Source organism: Bradyrhizobium sp. (genome assembly GCF_049798375.1).
Lineage (GTDB): Bacteria > Pseudomonadota > Alphaproteobacteria > Rhizobiales > Xanthobacteraceae > Bradyrhizobium.
Genome location: NZ_JBARGP010000143.1, coordinates 1 through 17,233, shown reverse-complemented (window position 1 = coordinate 17,233; position 17,233 = coordinate 1). Strand labels below are relative to the sequence as shown.

The window sequence follows — 17,233 nt, the reverse complement described above, 5'->3', positions numbered from 1 at the left end:
TCACCAACGCCTCGATGGGTTGGCCGGCGATCACGTCGCTCGACCTGCCCAGCGGCGGGCCGTCGCCGCCGTTGGCGGCGATGGGCACGCGACTGCTGGTCAACATCACGGATCAGCTTTCCGTCCTCGGCGGCGTGTTCGACGGCAACCAGGCGGGTCCCGGCGCCGGCGATCCGCAGCAGCGTGACCGGTATGGCGTGAACTTCCGCGTCAACGATCCGCCGCTGGTGCTCGGCCAGATCCAGTATGCCTGGAACAACAAAAAGGGCGATCCAAACCTTGCAGGCCAGATCAAGCTCGGCGGCTGGCGCCACTTCGGATCATTCTCCGATCTGCAACTTGCCAGCAATGGTGTTTCTCTGGCGGCTTCCGCGAGCAGCGGTGCCCCGCTCATGCTGGCAGGCGACGTCGGGGGATGGGCCGTCTTCGAACAGAAGCTCTATCGTGTCGGCAACAGCGACGATCGCGGCATCGGCATCTTCGCCCGCGTCTCCGGCGCGCCCGCCGACCGTAATTTGATCGACCTCTATGCCGACGCCGGGTTCGAATTGATCGGCCTCACCGACAAGCGGCCCGACGACAAGTTCGGCCTTGCGGCAGGCTATGCGCACGTCTCAAACCGCGCCCAGGCGCTCGATGCCGATTATCGGGCGCTGTTCGGCCCGGCATGGCCGACACGCAGCTTCGAAGGCCTGCTGACGGCCGTGTATCAATACCAGATCCGGGACGGCTGGACCCTGCAGCCCAATTTTCAGTACGTCCTCCATCCCGGCGGAGGGGCGACGGATCCATTGGGGCCGACGCCGGGAAAGACGCTCAGGAATGCAGCCGTCTTCGGACTGCGCACGACCCTCAAATTCTAGGGCACCAAGCATCGCCGCGGCGGGCTGACGATGGAAAGCCGCGCCGACTGCCGCAGGTTTACACATTTACATTCATTCTGGAATGTATGTATTCTCCCTCAAAACGCCCGCCGCCTGGCTGCGCGACAAAGAGATTCAGGGAGACGATCGAATGAAACCAAAACCCATTTACTGCGCGATGTTGACTCTGCTGCTGACCGCGGCCGGTCTCGCCGGCCCCTCAGCGGCGCAGGAAACCGACGGCGTTAAGATCGGCGTGATGGCGGACATGAGCGGCGTCTATGCCGATATCGGCGGCCAGGGCTCGGTCGAGGCCGTCAAGATGGCGATCGAGGATTTCGGCGGCAAGGTGCTCGGCAAGCCGGTCACGGTGGTCTCCGCGGACGGCCAGAACAAGCCCGACATTGCCGCCAGCATCGCCCGCAACTGGTACGATTCCGGTGTCGACATGATCACCGACATTCCGGCCTCCGGCATGGCGCTGGCGATCATGGATCTTGCCAAGGACAAGAAGAAGATCGCGCAGGTCACCAGCGCCGGCAGTTCCGACATCACCGGCAAGTCCTGCACCGCCTATTCGACGCACTGGACCTGGGACACCTACGCGATGTCGAGCGGCACCGGCGCCACGGTGGCCAAGCGCGGCGGCCGCGACTGGTTCTTCATCACCGCGGACTACGTGTTCGGCAAGACGCTCGAGCGCGACACCGCCGCGGTGGTCGAGGCCAACGGCGGCAAGGTGCTGGGCTCGGTGCGGCATCCGCTCGGCACGGTGGACTTCTCCTCATTCCTGCTGCAGGCTCAGGCCTCGAAGGCCAAGATCATCGGCGTGGCCAATGGCGGCACCGACATGACCAATGCGGTGAAGCAGTCGATCGAATTCGGGCTGCAGCGCGACGGCACGCAACTTGTGGCGCTGATCGCCTTTATCAGTGACATTCACAGCCTCGGCCTGAAGGAGGCGCAAGGGCTGATGCTGACCTCGGCCTTCTACTGGGATCTCAATGACGAGACCCGGGCGTGGTCGAAGCGCTTCTACGACAAGATGCACCGGATGCCGAGCATGACCCAGGCCGGCGCCTATAGCGGCACGCTGCATTATCTCAAGGCGGTACAGGCGGCGGGCACCCGCGACGCCGACGCCGTGATGGCCAAGATGCGCGAGATCCCGATCAACGACTTCATGACCAGGAACGGCAAGCTGCGGATCGACGGCCGCGTCATGCGCGACATGTACCTGTTCCAGGTCAAGAAGCCCGAAGAATCGAAATCGGAGTGGGATCTCTACAAGCTCGTGGCGACAATTCCGGCGGAGGAGGCGTTCCGGCCACTCAAGGACGGCGGCTGCCCGCTGGTGAAATAGCGCCGGGTCCACGATCAGGAGCACGTCACATGCCGCGTCGCGCAGCTTCGCCTGATCGGCCTCATGCGGCCCGCACGGTGACCCCGCGGCGGCGGCAGGCGGACCGCAGCGAGGCGACCCGCGCCGCGCTGATTCGCGCCGCGATCGATACCGTCAGCGAGCGCGGCTATGCCGGCGTGACCGCGGCCCACATCGCCGCGCGCGCCAAGGTGACGCGCGGCGCGCTGCAGCACCATTTCGGCACCGTCCAGGATCTGCTCCTGGAGGTCGTCCGCTACGTCTCGCAGGAACTGGTCGGCGAGATCGAGGCCGAGATCTCGATGCGAGAGACGCTCGATCAGCGCATTGCGGCGATCGCGGAACGCTACTGGCAGGTCTATGGCGGCTCGGACTATTTCGCGCTGATCGACATCTGGATGGGATCGCGCAGCAACGACGCGTTTCGTGCCAAGATCGAAAGCCTGATCGCCGAGATCACCGAGAAGCGCAACGACTACTGGCGCGCCCTGCTCACCGACTATCCCTTAAGCCAGCTCGACATCGACACTATGCGCGGCGCCCTGCTCGCGGCGGTGCGCGGCGCTGCCGTGCACCGGATGTTCTCGCAGGACGATGCGCGCGCATTGCGACAGATCCGCTTCGCATTTGCGCGCGCGCAGGACTGGATGGAAGCCAAGAAGGCGGCCAAGGGGCGAGGAAAGCCTCGCCCGACCGCCGCGCCGCGACGAAAGCCGAAGCGTGGTGCCCTCACCAGCTCGGCAGCACGGCGCCCTTGAACTTGGTCAGGACGAACTCCTTGACCTCCGGGGAGTAGTAGCTCTCCAGCAGCGTCTTGACCCAGGGCTTGTCCTTGTCGGCGGTGCGAACGGCGATCAGGTTGACGTAGGGACCTTTCGGGTCCTCGCGCAGAATCGAATCCTTGACCGGATCGAGACCGGCCTGGGTGGCATAATTGGTGTTGATGGCGGCGGCGTCGACGTCATCGAGCGCACGCGGCGCCTGCGCAGCATCGATCTCGACGAATTTCAGCTTCTTGGGATTGTCCGTGATGTCGGTGAGCTTCGGCTTGTAGCCGACGCCGTCCTTCAGCTTGATCACGCCCTTGTCCTGCAGCAACAACAGGACGCGGCCGCCATTGGTCGGATCGTTCGGAATCGAGATCGTGCCGCCGCTAGGCACCTCCGCCCAGCTCTTGTGCTTGCGCGAATAAACGCCGATCGGAAAATTGACGGTCAAGCCGACCGACTCGATCTTGTAGCCGCGGTCGGCTTTCTGATTGTCGAGATAAGGCTGGTTCTGAAACGAATTGGCCTGGATCTCTCCCGCATTGAGGGCCTCGTTCGGGATCACATAGTCGGAGAATTCGACGAGCTGGATATCCAGACCTTTCTTGGCGGCGATCGGCTTCACCGCTTCCAGGATCTGGGCATGCGGTCCTGGCGTGACGCCGATCTTGATGGTCTCCGCCAACGCTGTCGTCGACCAGGCAAGAGCCACGGATAGCAGCGCGAACGAACGTAGCAACATGTCAAATCTCCAATGATTGAAGCCTTCATGAACAAAAGGTGCCAGCGCGCTGGCCCAGGTGATCGCGATCCTGCGTCGTGACGGTGCCTTCCGGACCGGTGCGGCAGAATCGCCGGATTGATCGTCAAGGCCTCAGCGTCGGTGTCGTGTTGGGCTCCCGCGGCAGCTCCGCCTCGCTCTCCTGCGGCAGCTTATCGCCGCGGATGTCGAGCGCCTTGCCGATCCACAGCGCGTGGTCCGTGTGATCCGCCAGCGGATGTGTGGTGTTCGGGTGCACCAGGATGCTGAGTCCACTGTGATTGAGCATCAGCCATGGCACCAGCGCCGGAAAGATTTCGACAGCGAAGGCGACCTGGTACATCGCCTGCGCGTGTGGTCCGACGGGTGCGTCGTGCCAGCGTCCCAACGTTACCGTGAAACGCTCAGCGATCCAGTTACGCAGCCGCTCCGCCTCAGTGCGCGTCGCCTGATCGTAGTAGATGTGCGCATGGAAGCTCGCGATGGTGCGCAGCGGATGCGGCGTGCATTCCCTCGTCATGGATCTATCACCTCAGAGGTGGCGCAGCCGGCGATTGACCCGGCGCGCCAGATAGTCGCCGACAGTCTGGACTGCTTGCACCAGCACGATCAGGACCACGACGACGGCCAGCATCATCTCCGGCATGAAGCGCTGATAGCCGTAGCGGATGCCGAGATCGCCGAGGCCGCCGCCGCCGACCGCGCCGACCATCGCGGAATAGCCGAGCAAGCTGACCACAGCCAAGGTCAGCGCCAGCAGCAGGCCCGGCAAGGCCTCCGGGATCAGCACCTTGAACACGATCTGCAACGGGCTTGCGCCGAACGAGGACGCGGTTTCGATCAAACCGCCGTCGACCTCGCGGATCGCGCCCTCGGCCAAGCGCGCGATGAACGGCATCGCGGCCACCGTCAATGGCACGATCGCGGCCGACGAGCCGATCGATGTGCCTGCGATCAGGCGCGTGAACGGAATGATCGCGACCACCAGGATGATGAACGGCGTCGAGCGCGTCGCATTGACGACAACGCCCAGCGTCGCGTTGGCCTTGGGCGCCGCGAACAGCTCGCCCTTGCGGCTGGTGGCCAGGAAGACCCCGAGCGGCAGGCCGACCAAGGTCGCCACCAACGCGGCAACCGATACCATATAGAGGGTTTCGCCGGTGGCTTGAATGATCAGGTTGACGAGTTCAGGCGACATAGCCGAGACGCTCCGCTGCGAAATCGTGTTGCGCGAGATAGAACAGAACCTGACGCCACGCGGCCTCACCGCCCGGAATGCCCAGGATCAGCGAACCGACCTGCTGGCCACCGATCTCGTCGATCCGCGCCGACAGCAACGCGACATCGATCGCAAGCTCCCGCGCCAGCCGCGCCACCACGGTGTCGCCGGTATCGGTGCCGCGCACGTGGATGCGGATCACGGCCCGGCCGTTCGGCACCGGCTGAGAGTCGAGTCGGCTGGCCAGCGACACCGGCACCGCGTCGCCCAGCGCCTCGGCCAGGAAATTCTGCGTGGTCGGATGCCTGGGATGGGTGAAAATGTCGGCGACATGCCCGCGCTCGACGATCCGGCCGCCGTCGATCACCACCACGTCCTTCGCAAGCTGGCGAACCACTGACATCTCGTGGGTGATGAGAATGATCGTGACGCCGAGCTCGCGGTTGATATTGGCAAGCAGATCGAGGATCGCGCGCGTGGTTTGCGGATCGAGCGCCGAGGTCGCCTCGTCCGACAGCAGCACGTCAGGACGGGTGGCGAGCGCACGCGCAATGCCGATGCGCTGCTTCTGTCCGCCGGACAGCTCCGATGGGTAACGGTCGTGCTTGTCGGCGATGCCGACCAGCTCCAACAGCTCGGAGACCCGCGCCTTGATGTCCGCCCTCGACCACCCTGCGATCTCCAGCGGCAGCGCGATATTGGCGGCGGCGGTGCGCGACGACAACAGATTGAAATGCTGGAAGATCATGCCGATCGCGCGCTGCGCGAGCCGGAGCGGCTGACCGCTCAGCGCCGAGATATCACGGCCATCGACGATCACGCGTCCCGTGGTCGGCTTCTCCAGCCCGTTGATCAGCCGGACCAGGCTCGACTTGCCCGCACCGGAGCGCCCGATCACGCCGGTGATCGCGGCACGTGCGATCGAAAAATCGATGTCCTGGAGCGCATGAACGCTAGGCTTGTCGCGATACGCCGGATAGACCTTGGACAGGGCTTCGAACCGAACCATCGGCTCGGCCATCGTGGGTGCGAGCTCCAAAGGTTCCGCGCGGCCTATCGGCGCCGCGACCGCCAGAGATTGATGGGCATTCATCGGGGCATCCTAATTGGTCCTGCTGCACCGCACCTAAATTCGCCGCACCATCGCGCTTGAACGGGCGTCTGGCAATTTCACATATCGGCGGCGGGATGGGCGAAGCTTTCCCGTGAGCCTCCAGATAGAGAAAAATCATCCGAGGCGGCTGATCCGTAGCACAAAACCGGTCCGCATGGGTCGGCATCCGCTCGTCGCCGGCACCCACGCTTGCTCAGCGCCGTCGCAGCTCCGACGGGCTATGCCCGAACTTCCTTCGGAACACCGTGCTGAAATGCGACGAGCTGCTGAAGCCCAACTGATAGGCGACCTCGGTCACCGACAGCGAGCGCAGCTCCGGCCGCGTTAGCACGTCGTAGCAGCGCTGCAGGCGGCGATCCAGGATCCACTCGGACACCGACACATCGGTGAGCCGGAACAGGTAATGCAGATGCCGGAGCGAGACGCCGTTGCTTCTGGCGATCTTCTCCAGCGAGAGATCGGGATCGGTGAGATGCTCGTCGATCCAGACCTTGACCGAGCGCAACCGCGCCTTCTGTGCGGTGGCGTCCTCGGAGAGCTCGTCCTTGTCACCCATGTCGAGCGCCAGCGCGAGCACGTCCATCAGTTCGGTGCCGAGCTTCGACCTGACGGTCTCGTCGAGCGCCGATCCCTCGGTCGCGATCGCGGCGGAGAATTCGGCGGCGATGCGGCCAAGACCGCGCCCGGTCGGGATCGTCATGGCGACGGGCAGCTTGCTGTCGCTGAATCGCGCCGCGAATTCCTTGCGTGGAATCTCCAGGTAGAGTGAGCGAACCTTGCCCATGCATTCCAGGTCATAGGCTTCGGACGCCGCGAAGATTGCACCAACGCGGGGATTGGACAGCAGCGTCTGTCCCGCCTGCAGGATGTTGACCTTGCCCTGCTGGACGAACTCGACGTAGTAGCAATCCTTGTCGAGCTTGGCGATGTGCCGCTCGCGCCGCGTGATCCGCTGCTCCGAGAGCAGCACGTCCGTCATGGTGACCGGGCCGAACCGCGCCTCCCGGATGAAGCCTTCATAGTCGGAGCGCTTTTCGGCGTTGACGTCGACATGGACATAGACGTCGCAGATCGCGCCCTGCCAGGCGGCGTAACGCTTGGACGGCTCCAGCTCGTCGGTCGTAAACACCAGATCCATCGACCGCCCTTATTGCAAGTGCGAGGCGCTTGCGCGTTGCACAACCGGCAAGCGGACAAATTCTAGAGGCCCGTCTGCGCTGCGCAAGCGAACTTTGCGCGCAGACGCAAAAGCTTTGCGCTCCCGGGCAAGCCCCGTTGGGAGCGGGGAGCTATGGACACTAAAAACGGGAGGACTGCATTCGTACGCGCCGATGTGGCACCGGCGTGCGCGAACGGCTGCTCCGGGGATAGCAGCAATGGGCTTTGGCAAAGCTTCACCTATGACGACAAGGTTCACGCGACCGGTCACATCCATTGCCGATATCGAGGCGCTGGAGCGCTCGCCTTATGACTCCCTGATCCCGGCGCGCAATCTACATCATCTGTTCGAGGCCACGGCCAAGCTGCACCCGGACCGGCCGGCGCTGACGGTGCTCGCGCCTCGCGAGTCCCGCGAGGTCAGCCTCACGCATCGCCAATTGCTTGCAGAATTATCCCGCGCAGCGAACTTGTTCAGATCGTATGGAATCACACCTGACGGGCCGACAGTCGCGGTGCTCTGCCCGATCCTGCCGCAGATCTTTCCAATGCTGCTCGGCGCCCAGGTCGCCGGCGTCGCAAGCTCGATCAATTATCTGCTGAACGAAGACACCATCGTCGACCTGCTCGAAGCGCAGAACGCCACGGTGCTGGTGATCCCGTCGGAAGCGGCCGATCCGGCGATCTGGCGCAAGGCGAGCAACGTCGTTGCGCGGGTCAGGGCACTGCAGGTTCTGGTGGTGGGAGAGAGTCCAGGCCTCACAGGCCGGCTGGCCGGTTATGACGATGCAGTCGCAGGCCAGCCCGACACGCTCGACTTTGCGCCGTCGAACGATCGGCATTCGGTGTGCGCGCTGTTTCACACCGGGGGCACGACCGGCCGCCCAAAGCTGGTTCGCCTGACGCACGGAAATCAGATCCATGCCGCCTGGGGCTTTGCGCAGGTTCATGGCCTGGACGAGCAGGATGTCGCACTCAACGGCTTTCCGCTGTTTCACGTCGGCGGCACCATGACAGTCGGCCTGTCGATCCTCGCCGCCGGCGGTCATGTCATCATCCCCTCGCCCTACAGCCTGCGGAGCCCGGAAGTCATTCGCGACTATTGGCAGACCGTGGCACGCTATCGGGCCACCATCGTCAGCGGCGTGCCGACCTCGATCGCGGCGCTGGCCGAGGTGCCGATCGGGGCTTGCGATGTCAGCACCGTGCGGATGGCGCTGACCGGAGGTGCCGTGTGTCCGAAGGCGGTGAGCGAGCGCTTCGAGGCCCGCACCGGAATCAAACTGTTCGAAACCTACGGCATGACGGAGACCGCGGCCGCGATCGCCTTCAATCCGGGACGCGGCGCGCCGCTGCAAGGCAGCGTCGGCTTCCGCGCGCCGTTCGCAAAGACGAAGATCGTCGCGCTCGGCGATCCGGACACGATGCAGGAATGTCCGCCGCTGACCAGCGGTCTGGTACTGGCCTGGGGGCCGCAGGTGTTTCCCGGCTATCTCGATCCCAAGCATAATCGCGGCGTCCTCACCGAGGATCATTGGATCGTCACCGGCGACGTAGGCTACCTGACTGAAGACCAACGGTTGGTGCTCACCGGCCGTGAGAAGGATCTGATCGTCCGCAGCGGACACAACATCGATCCGGCAGGGATCGAGGACGTCGCCAATGCGTTTCCCGGCGTGCAGATGAGCTCAGCGGTGGGCATGCCGGATGCCTACGCGGGTGAAGTCCCGATTCTGTTCGTGGTGCCCTCGCCGAACCAGACCGTCGATCTCGCTGGACTGCGCGAGCATCTCGAGCTCAACGTCAACGAGCCGCCGGCGCGGCCCAAGCGTGTGGTGGTGCTGGATGCGCTGCCGGTCACCGCCGTTGGCAAGATCTTCAAGCCGACGCTGCGCGACCTCGCCGTTCAGGAGAAGGTGCGGACCGAGATCGAACGCATCTTTGGCGCGGCCGTTCCTGCAGATATTCAGGTCGACAAGGACGGCCGGCTGAACACGGTCGTGCGCATCGCCATCGGCTCCAGTGACAAAGCCCTGCTGGACCAGCTCGCCGAGAGCCTGGTCACGCTGCCGCAGACCTACCGGATCGAGAGCGCGTCACCGGACGCGCTGGCTCGAGCCAAAATCGATGAGAGCAAACGATGAAGCGTTTTCGGTTCAGCCAGCAGGAAATTGTGTTCGTCGTGTTCGCGGCGCTGTTCCTGGCGTTCTCGATCTTCCTCAACGGCTTTTTCACCGCCGACAATATGCTGACCTTGCTACAGAACGTGGCGGTGCTCGGCATTCTCGGTCTTGCCATGGCGATCGTCGTGCTCGGCCGCGGCATCGACCTCTCGCTGATCGCCGCACTCGCGGTGCCCGGCGGCCTCGTGCTGCAGATGGTGCAGAACGGGCATTCGCTCACCGTGTCGCTGCTGGCTGCCGGCCTGCTGTCGATCGGAATTGGCCTCGCCAACGGCTGGCTGATTGCTTACGCCGAAGTGCCGCCGCTGTTTGCCACGCTGGCCAGCGGCCTGTTTGTCGCGGGGCTCGGCCAATCCGCGCTGTTCCAGCTCGACGTCGTGCAATGGAGCGACGGCATGGCGGGCTTCGAGCGGCTCGGGCAAGGCAGCATCCTCGGCATTCCCACCTCGATCGTGATGTTTGCGATCGCCTGCGTCGTGGTGTTCGTGCTGCTGCGCCGGACCCGTTGGGGCGCCTACATCTACGCGGTCGGCGACAATCCGTTTGCCGCGCGCGTGACCGGCATTCCCACGCGGCCTATCATCGTGCTGCAATATGTGCTGGCGGCGCTGATCGGCTGCTTTGCCGGTCTGGTGATGGCGGCCTCCGTCAATTCGATGCCGACCCGCATCTTCAATTCGACCTTGATCTACGACGTCATCCTGGTCGTGGTGCTCGGCGGCATCGGCCTGTCGGGCGGCCGCGGCGGCGTGGTCAACGTCATCATCGGAACGCTTCTAATCGGCACCATGCTCAACGGCATGACCATCATGGACATTCCCTATGCCGGCCAGAATTTGATCAAGGGCGTGGTGCTGCTGATCGCCGTCATCACCGACACGTTCCTGAATCCAAGAAACGAAGAAACGGCCCAGCAAGGCGACATTTAGTCAAAACAGCAAGCAAGGAGGAAATCATGGTGCGCGCTCATCGATTTGCACTCGGGACTATTGCAGCATTGGCTCTCGCGGCGGCCGCGGTGCCGGCGCGCGCCCAACAGGGCCTCGACGAGCCATTCCAAAAATCCTTCCGCGAAGCGCTGGCCGGCAAGACCGTCGCCTATGTGCCGGTCGCCATGAACTTCGATCTCACCGAGGGTTGGTATGCCGGCCTCAAGAAAGAGCTCGAGCCCTACGGCGTCAAGTTCGAGCTGCGGGATCCCAATTGGAATACCAATGCTGGGGCGCAGGCCGTGACCTCGCTGATCTCCGAGAAGCCGGCGGTTCTGGTGATCCATAACCCAGACGTCCAGACCTACGCCAAGCTGCTGCAGCGCGCGGAGAACGAAGGCATCTACGTCATCCAGATCAACATGGGCTCGGCCTATCGCAGCTCGGCCTTCGTCGGTGCCAACTGGATCGAAATCGGCGAACGCCAGACCGAGGGCGTGGTCAAGGCCTGCCAGGGCAAGTCGAACAAGATCGCCATCATCCAGGGCGCGCTGTCCGCGGCCGCCAGCGCCTATACGCTCAAGGGCGTCGAGAACGTGCTCGCCAAGCACCCCGAGATCAAGGTGGTCTCCAGCCAGGCGGCCGATTGGGACGCGGCCAAGGCCAAGGCGATCACGCAAACGGTGCTGAAACAGAACCCCGATCTCTGCGGCATCGTCGGCTTCTGGGACGGCATGGATATCGGCACGGCGGCCGCGGTCAAGGAAGCCGGGCTCACCGGCAAGGTGTTCGTCGCGACCTCCGGCGGCGGCGAGCGCAAGGGCGCCTGCGAGCTGGTGAAGAACGGCTCGTTCGACCTCGACATGAGCTACGACGTGCCGACACAGGCGGCGCAGATGGCCGGCACCATCAAGTGGCTGCTGTCATCGGGCGTCAAGGCCGGCTCGGTCAAGGGCGCGGAATACACCACGCTGATTCCGATCACCAAGGAGAACGCCGACACCCAGACGACGTGCTGGAATCTCTCCGACCTGAAGAAGTAGTCCGCCACACCCGAGCGCGTTCCGCCTTCCGGCGGAGCGCGCGTCCGCTCCTATGCAATCGGAAAGATCGACGGAAGCAGATGCGCGAGACACTGACGCGGCTACGCTATCGCTACTGGCCGGACCATCTCCTCGGCGAGATCCTGTCCAAGAGATGGACCGAAACAGCCATTCCGGTGATCCTGCTTCTGATCGTCGGCTTCGCGCTCAGTCGGTCGCTCGAGCACTTCCTGTCTCCGGCAAGCCTCGCCGACACTGCAAGGCAGGCCGGCGAGATCGGCTTCATCGGCCTCGGCATGGGGCTCGTCGTCATCGTCGGCGGCATCGACCTGTCGGTCGGATCGATGTTCGCCCTCACCGATTTCTGCGCGCTCTATCTGCTCGACGTGCTGGACTGGCCCGTCCCCGCCGTGATCGTCGCGACCATGATCGTCGGCGGGCTGCTCGGCGCCGTGAACGGAATCCTGATCGGATATCTCAGGCTGCGCGCCTTCATCACCACGCTGATCACGCTGATCATCTACCGCTCCGCGTTCGATCTTCTGATCCAGCGCTACTCCAACGCCATCGCCTCCGCCTTTCCCGACATTCCTTCCTGGAATTTCATCGGCGGCGGCGACGTGCTCGGCGTACCTAGCGTGGCGCTGGTCTATATCGCCATCGCCATCTTCGGACATATCTTCCTGACGCGGCTGCGGCCCGGTTGGCACATCACCGCGATCGGCGGCTCGCGCCGCTCGGCCTACAATTCCGGCATCCCGGTGCGGCGGACCATTGCGCTGTGCTACGTCGCGAGTGGCGTGCTGACCAGCATCGGCGCGCTGTTCTTCGCCGCGCGCCTCGGCACGGTCGGCGGCGACATCGGCGTCGGCCTCGAAGTGATCGTACTGACGGCCACCGTGCTCGGCGGCATCACGCTCGGCGGCGGGAAGGGCTCGGTGGTCAAGTCACTGGTCGGCGTGCTCATCGTGCTGCTGGTTACCAACGGCCTGACGGCGATGAACGCGCGCGGCGGCGTCAACCGCATGGCGCTCGCGACCATCCTGCTCGGCGCCGCGATGATCGACATCCGCTGGCAGAAGAACCGCACCCGCATCATCAGCAAGGTCTATGTCGCCCCGACCTATCACGCGCTGCCGCCCCCTCCCCCGACCGAAATCGGCAAGGGCGGGCCATTCGAGCAGAACGACAAGCTGCGCGACGTGTCGCTGATCGGACTTGGACGGATCGAAGCGCCCGAGGACGTCATCCTCGACCGCAACGACGTGCTCTATGCCGGTTCGCGCCACGGCGATATCATCCGGTTCTTTCCGCCGGACTATGAGCGCATGGAGGTGTTCGCCCATATCGGCGGCCAGCCGCTCGGCATGGCGTTCGACCGGCAGGACAATCTGTATGTCTGCATCGGCGGCATGGGGCTCTATCGCATCACGCCCGCCGGCACCGTGCAGAAGGCCACCGATGAGACCAATCGCAGCCTGTATTCGGTGAACGATGACAGCCGGCTGCGGCTCGCGGACGATCTCGACATCACCGACGACGGACTGATCTTCTTTTCCGAGGCGACGGTTCGCTACGAGATGGACGAATGGCCGGTCGACGGGCTGGAAGCGCGCGGCAACGGCCGCATCATCTGCTACGACACCAAGACCGGCGCGACGCACACGGTGCTGCGCGGGCTGAAATTCCCGAACGGCGTCGCGGTCGCCAGCGACGGCCAGTCGATCCTGTTCGCGGAGACCTTCGGCTGCTCCATCAAGCGCTACTGGTTCGCCGGGCCGAAGAAAGGCGCCGTCGAGACCGTGATGGACAATTTGCCGGGCTATCCGGACAACATCAATCTCGCCTCCGACGGCAACTACTGGCTGGCGCTGGTCGGCATGCGCAGCCCCTCGCTCGATCTGGCCTGGAAGATGCCGGGCTTCCGCCGGCGCATGGCCAAGCGCGTTCCGGTCGACGAATGGCTGTTTCCCAACATCAACACCGGCTGCGTGGTCAAGTTCAACGAGCAAGGCAAGATCCTGGAATCCTTCTGGGACCTCAAGGGCCTCAACCATCCGATGATCACCTCGATGCGCGAGCACCGCGGCTATCTCTATCTCGGCGGCATCGCCAACAACCGGATCGGCCGCTTCAAGCTGGAGAATGCCGATCCAGACTTCGTGCAGTACGACAAGCGCTGGAGGAAGCCGTCGTGATCGGCTCCATCAGCGAGTTCGCCAACCGCTTTCTCGGTCGCGGCGATGCGACCATCACCGTACCGTCGTTCGACGGGGCCTTGAAGCCGAACCAGATGCTCGCCTCGGCCGAGACGCTGCTCCAGTGCGAGGCGCCGGAGGATCTTGCGATCGACGGCCAGTCGCTGCTCGTCGCCGATGGCGCGAAGCTACTGCGCCTGACCGGGTCGGCGCCGTCCGAGATCCGCACCTTCGAGCGGCCGATCTCGGCGCTCGCGACGCTCCCGAACAGAAGACTGGCCGTGGCGCTCGGCGGAACGGAGGTTCGCATCTACGACGACGCTTCCGCCAAAATTCCGGCATCGGTGTTGACTGGTGATTTCCATGCCGTCAACGCGCTCGCGCCGGCGCCTGATGGCACGTTGATCGTTACCGACGGCTCATTGCTGCGGAATGCCAATGACTGGGCCCGCGACCTGATGGAGCTTGGCGAGACCGGCCGCGTGTTCCGGCTCGATCCGACGACGGGCACGACGACACAGCTTGCCGGCGGACTTCATTATGCCTTTGGCGCCGCCGCCAGCGGCAAGGACATGCTGGTCAGCGAAAGCTGGCGGCATCGCGTCATCTCGATCTCGCCGAATGGCGCGCGCAAAATCGTGCTCAGCCGCCTGCCGGTCTATCCCTCACGGCTTGCACCGGCCTCAGGTGGAGGGTTCTGGCTCACCGCCTTCATCGCCCGCACCCAGCTCGTCGAGTTCGTGCTGCGCGAACCGGCGTTCCGCCGCCGCATGATCGCGGAGATCGATCCTGAGTATTGGGTGGTGCCGCGGCTCAGCTCCGGCAACTCGTTCAAGGAGCCGCTGCAGGGCGCGCACATCAAGACCATGGGTATCATGAAGCCGTGGGCGCCGCCGCGGTCCTATGGTCTGGTCATCCGGTTGGCTGCTGACGGCTCGCCGCGCTATTCGCTGCACAGCCGCGCCGACGGCATCAATCATGGCATTGTCGCTGCGATCGAGATCAACGACGACCTTATCATGATCGCCAAGGGACCGGGACGCGTGCTCAAGCTGCCGCTTGCGGTGCTGAATGAGGAGTTCGGCGCATGAGCGAGATCATCCTGTCGCTGTCAAAAGCCACCAAGCTCTACGCCGGCGTGCCGGCGATCGAGGGTGTCGATTTCGAACTGCGGCGCGGCGAGATTCACGCCCTGGTCGGCGAAAACGGTGCGGGCAAGTCGACCCTGACCAAGGTCATGGCCGGCGTCGTAGCATTGACATCCGGCGCGATGATGGTCGACGGCGTCGCGGTTACGCCGAAGACGCCGCTGGAGGCGCGGCAGCTCGGCATCGCCATGGTGTTCCAGGAAAACAGCCTGGTGCCCACCATGACGGTGGCGCAGAACCTATTCCTGGGACAGGAGAAATTCTATAACCGCCTGCGCGGCATCTACATCGCTGCCCAGCAATTCCTGCAATCGCTCAACTTCGATGTGACACCGACGGCGACGGTCGGCGCACTCGGCGCGGCCAAGAAGCAGATGGTCGAGATCGCCCGCGCGGTGCTGCACCAAGCCAAGGTCATCATCTTCGACGAGCCCACGGCATCGCTGACGCCGGAAGAGAAGAAGTATTTCTTCGATCTAGTCCGCGACCTGAAGAAGCGCGGCGTCTCGATCGTCTTCATTTCGCACGCGCTCGAGGAGGCGCTGCTGCTGGCCGATCGCATTACCGTGCTGCGCGATGGCAAACACGTCGTCACCGACGATGCGTCCAGGTTCGATCGCACGCGCATCGTCCAGGCGATGGTGGGGCGCGACCTCTCCAACACGCTCTACGGCGCACGCAAGCAAAAGCTGCGCGCCGCAGGCCGGCGCGTGCTGACGGTGCAGAATCTCAAGATGGCGCCGATGGTCAAGAACAACTCGCTCTCGGTATTTTCGGGCCAGATTACCGGCGTATTCGGCCTCGTCGGCGCCGGCAGGACCGAGACCTTCAAGATCGTATCCGGCGTCTTGAAGCGCGACTTCTTCCACGGCGGCGAGATCCTGCTCAACGACAGGCCAGTGCGCTACCGCGTACCGGCGCCGGCCGTGAAAGCCGGCATCGCCTATGTGACGGAGGACCGCAAGGTCGAAGGCTTTTTCGAGACCGCATCGATTGCGCGCAACATCTATCTCGGCCTGCTCGCCAAATTCCCGTCCGGACGGGCCTGGCTGTCGCGACGCGAAAGCAATGCCGCCGGCAAGAGCTGGATCGAGCGGCTCAAGGTCCGCGCCACCGGCGACGACAGCAAGGTCGTCGAGCTCTCGGGCGGCAACCAGCAGAAGGTGGTCATCGCCAAGTCGCTGATCCAGGATCCCGAGCTGATCATCTTTGACGAGCCGACGCGCGGTGTCGACGTCGGCGCCATTGTCGAGATCCACGAGCTGATCAACAGGCTCGCCGACGAGGGCAAGGCCGTGGTCGTGATCTCCTCCTACCTGCCGGAGATCATGGCGCTGTCGGATCGCATCCTGGTATCGCGACAGGGCAAGGTGGTCGAAGAATTCTCCGCGCTCGAGGCGACAGAGGAGAAGATCATGTACGCGGCGATCCATTGATCGCCGCGTATGAGAAGCGCTCCGGGCGTCCATCACGACAGCTGCTGGGGCTGCATCCCGCTAAGCTGCCCTGATTCTCGACAAAAACGTCTTGACTTCTGCTTTGAGACGGTTGCTCTCAACCGAAAGCGATTGCGCCGATGACAGAACTTGGGACGAAGCCGAGCCAGTCTCCGTCGCTCCATGCTGTACGTCAGCGATCTTCGACGAAACTTCATGGGTTCCATAGGCCGCCTGCTGAACATTACGGGCGATTTCCTGTGTTGCTGCGCCCTGCTCCTCGACGGCCGCGGCAACGGCGCTGGAAATCTCAGACAGGTTTGTGATCGTTGCACTGATCGCGCCGATCGAAGCCACAGATTGCTGTGTGGCGAGCTGGATTCCGGCCACTTGGTGCCCGATTTCGTCGGTGGCCTTCGCGGTCTGTTCGGCAAGAACCTTCACTTCCGACGCGACAACCGCAAAGCCGCGCCCAGCTTCGCCAGCCCGAGCAGCCTCGATGGTCGCATTCAGAGCCAGCAGATTGGTCTGGCTAGCAATGCTGTTAATCAGTTCGACCACGTCGCCGATTCGAGCCGCCGCCTTGGATAGCTCACCCACTCGTCCGTTGGTTTGACAGGCTTGCTCGACCGCTTCCGCAGCCATCTTGGCAGAGTCTTGCACCCGACGACTGATCTCCCTGACCGAAGACGACATCTCCTCACTCGCAGACGCGACGGACTGAACGTTTGTCGAGGCTTCCTCAGAAGCCGTTGCTACAGCTGTTGAAAGCCGCTGAGTTGCTGCAGCGTTTCCGGTCAAGGTACCAGCGGCCTTCTCCAATTCTGTCGCTGCGGACGCGACCGTCCCGATGATATCGCCGACCGCCGCTTCGAATTCACCGGCGAGTTTGTGCATATCCAGGCGCCGTTGCGCTCCGGTGCGCTGCTCGAGATCCATCTGCGACTCCCTGTCGAATCCAGGCTTTGCCTGAAGAGCCTGCACATTGCGCAGCGCAATGCCAATTTCGTCGTCGCGTTCGACGCGCACGCGGG

At 63.8% G+C, this 17,233-nt stretch carries 15 protein-coding genes; 9 read left to right on the top strand and 6 right to left on the bottom strand.

The window, feature by feature from the left end:
- Positions 1-14 precede the first annotated feature (14 nt).
- From WA702_RS06210 to WA702_RS06200, 3 genes are all read left to right on the top strand, one after another.
- Positions 15-863, top strand: a complete 849-nt coding sequence (locus WA702_RS06210) for a carbohydrate porin (RefSeq protein ID WP_425109657.1) — start codon at positions 15-17, stop codon at positions 861-863.
- A 151-nt stretch (positions 864-1,014) separates the two neighbouring features.
- Complete coding sequence (locus WA702_RS06205; protein WP_425109656.1) at positions 1,015-2,226, top strand: ABC transporter substrate-binding protein; 1,212 nt, start codon at positions 1,015-1,017, stop codon at positions 2,224-2,226.
- Positions 2,227-2,255: 29 nt separating this feature from the next.
- Positions 2,256-3,002, top strand: coding sequence for a TetR/AcrR family transcriptional regulator (locus tag WA702_RS06200; protein WP_425109655.1), 747 nt, complete (start codon positions 2,256-2,258; stop codon positions 3,000-3,002).
- Here the strand turns inward: WA702_RS06200 and WA702_RS06195 are convergent.
- The 5 genes from WA702_RS06195 to WA702_RS06175 all read right to left on the bottom strand — a co-directional run bounded on the left by WA702_RS06195 (position 2,974) and on the right by WA702_RS06175 (position 7,242).
- The gene (locus WA702_RS06195) at positions 2,974-3,753 is read right to left on the bottom strand and encodes a MetQ/NlpA family ABC transporter substrate-binding protein (protein WP_425109654.1); all 780 of its coding nucleotides are present in this window, start codon (positions 3,751-3,753) and stop codon (positions 2,974-2,976) included. The genes WA702_RS06200 and WA702_RS06195 overlap by 29 nt on opposite strands.
- Positions 3,754-3,877: 124 nt before the next feature.
- Entirely contained in the window at positions 3,878-4,291 is a 414-nt protein-coding gene (locus WA702_RS06190) for a DOPA 4,5-dioxygenase family protein (RefSeq protein WP_425109653.1), read from the bottom strand.
- Between the two features lie 12 nt (positions 4,292-4,303).
- Positions 4,304-4,969, bottom strand: a complete 666-nt coding sequence (locus WA702_RS06185; protein WP_425109652.1) for a methionine ABC transporter permease — start codon at positions 4,967-4,969, stop codon at positions 4,304-4,306.
- Positions 4,959-6,011, bottom strand: a complete 1,053-nt coding sequence (locus tag WA702_RS06180; RefSeq protein WP_425109651.1) for a methionine ABC transporter ATP-binding protein — start codon at positions 6,009-6,011, stop codon at positions 4,959-4,961. The genes WA702_RS06185 and WA702_RS06180 overlap by 11 nt, the downstream gene beginning before the upstream one ends.
- 286 nt (positions 6,012-6,297) lie before the next feature.
- The gene (locus WA702_RS06175) at positions 6,298-7,242 is read right to left on the bottom strand and encodes a helix-turn-helix domain-containing protein (protein ID WP_425109650.1); all 945 of its coding nucleotides are present in this window, start codon (positions 7,240-7,242) and stop codon (positions 6,298-6,300) included.
- A 262-nt stretch (positions 7,243-7,504) separates the two neighbouring features.
- Here WA702_RS06175 and WA702_RS06170 point away from each other — a divergent pair, with 262 nt between their 5' ends.
- The 6 genes from WA702_RS06170 (at position 7,505) to WA702_RS06145 (ending at position 16,199) form a co-directional block, all read left to right on the top strand.
- The gene (locus WA702_RS06170) at positions 7,505-9,406 is read left to right on the top strand and encodes an AMP-binding protein (RefSeq protein ID WP_425109649.1); all 1,902 of its coding nucleotides are present in this window, start codon (positions 7,505-7,507) and stop codon (positions 9,404-9,406) included.
- On the top strand, positions 9,403-10,374 hold the full coding sequence (locus WA702_RS06165) for an ABC transporter permease (RefSeq protein WP_425109648.1): 972 nt from the start codon (positions 9,403-9,405) through the stop codon (positions 10,372-10,374). Before WA702_RS06170 ends, WA702_RS06165 begins: the two co-directional genes overlap by 4 nt.
- 26 nt (positions 10,375-10,400) lie before the next feature.
- A complete protein-coding gene (locus WA702_RS06160) occupies positions 10,401-11,417 on the top strand; it encodes a sugar ABC transporter substrate-binding protein (protein ID WP_425109647.1) in 1,017 nt (338 codons plus the stop codon).
- 80 nt (positions 11,418-11,497) lie between these two features.
- Positions 11,498-13,615 (top strand): ABC transporter permease, encoded by a 2,118-nt coding sequence (locus WA702_RS06155; RefSeq protein ID WP_425109646.1) that lies wholly within the window; start codon positions 11,498-11,500, stop codon positions 13,613-13,615.
- Positions 13,612-14,706: an SMP-30/gluconolactonase/LRE family protein gene (locus WA702_RS06150; RefSeq protein WP_425109645.1), complete on the top strand. Its 1,095-nt coding sequence runs from the start codon at positions 13,612-13,614 to the stop codon at positions 14,704-14,706. Before WA702_RS06155 ends, WA702_RS06150 begins: the two co-directional genes overlap by 4 nt.
- Positions 14,703-16,199 (top strand): sugar ABC transporter ATP-binding protein, encoded by a 1,497-nt coding sequence (locus tag WA702_RS06145; RefSeq protein WP_425109644.1) that lies wholly within the window; start codon positions 14,703-14,705, stop codon positions 16,197-16,199. The genes WA702_RS06150 and WA702_RS06145 overlap by 4 nt, the downstream gene beginning before the upstream one ends.
- Before the next feature lie 60 nt (positions 16,200-16,259).
- On the opposite strand, the gene WA702_RS06140 is transcribed toward WA702_RS06145, so the two are convergent.
- The coding region (locus WA702_RS06140; protein ID WP_425109643.1) for a methyl-accepting chemotaxis protein at positions 16,260-17,233 on the bottom strand (974 nt) is incomplete at its 5' end.

Coding starts and splice junctions, on each gene's coding strand:
- WA702_RS06210 (WP_425109657.1), top strand. CDS start 15: ATGGGTTGGCCGGCGATCACGTCGCTCGACCTGCCCAGCGGCGGGCCG.
- WA702_RS06205 (WP_425109656.1), top strand. CDS start 1,015: ATGAAACCAAAACCCATTTACTGCGCGATGTTGACTCTGCTGCTGACC.
- WA702_RS06200 (WP_425109655.1), top strand. CDS start 2,256: ATGCCGCGTCGCGCAGCTTCGCCTGATCGGCCTCATGCGGCCCGCACG.
- WA702_RS06195 (WP_425109654.1), bottom strand. CDS start 3,753: ATGTTGCTACGTTCGTTCGCGCTGCTATCCGTGGCTCTTGCCTGGTCG.
- WA702_RS06190 (WP_425109653.1), bottom strand. CDS start 4,291: ATGACGAGGGAATGCACGCCGCATCCGCTGCGCACCATCGCGAGCTTC.
- WA702_RS06185 (WP_425109652.1), bottom strand. CDS start 4,969: ATGTCGCCTGAACTCGTCAACCTGATCATTCAAGCCACCGGCGAAACC.
- WA702_RS06180 (WP_425109651.1), bottom strand. CDS start 6,011: ATGGCCGAGCCGATGGTTCGGTTCGAAGCCCTGTCCAAGGTCTATCCG.
- WA702_RS06175 (WP_425109650.1), bottom strand. CDS start 7,242: ATGGATCTGGTGTTTACGACCGACGAGCTGGAGCCGTCCAAGCGTTAC.
- WA702_RS06170 (WP_425109649.1), top strand. CDS start 7,505: ATGACGACAAGGTTCACGCGACCGGTCACATCCATTGCCGATATCGAG.
- WA702_RS06165 (WP_425109648.1), top strand. CDS start 9,403: ATGAAGCGTTTTCGGTTCAGCCAGCAGGAAATTGTGTTCGTCGTGTTC.
- WA702_RS06160 (WP_425109647.1), top strand. CDS start 10,401: ATGGTGCGCGCTCATCGATTTGCACTCGGGACTATTGCAGCATTGGCT.
- WA702_RS06155 (WP_425109646.1), top strand. CDS start 11,498: ATGCGCGAGACACTGACGCGGCTACGCTATCGCTACTGGCCGGACCAT.
- WA702_RS06145 (WP_425109644.1), top strand. CDS start 14,703: ATGAGCGAGATCATCCTGTCGCTGTCAAAAGCCACCAAGCTCTACGCC.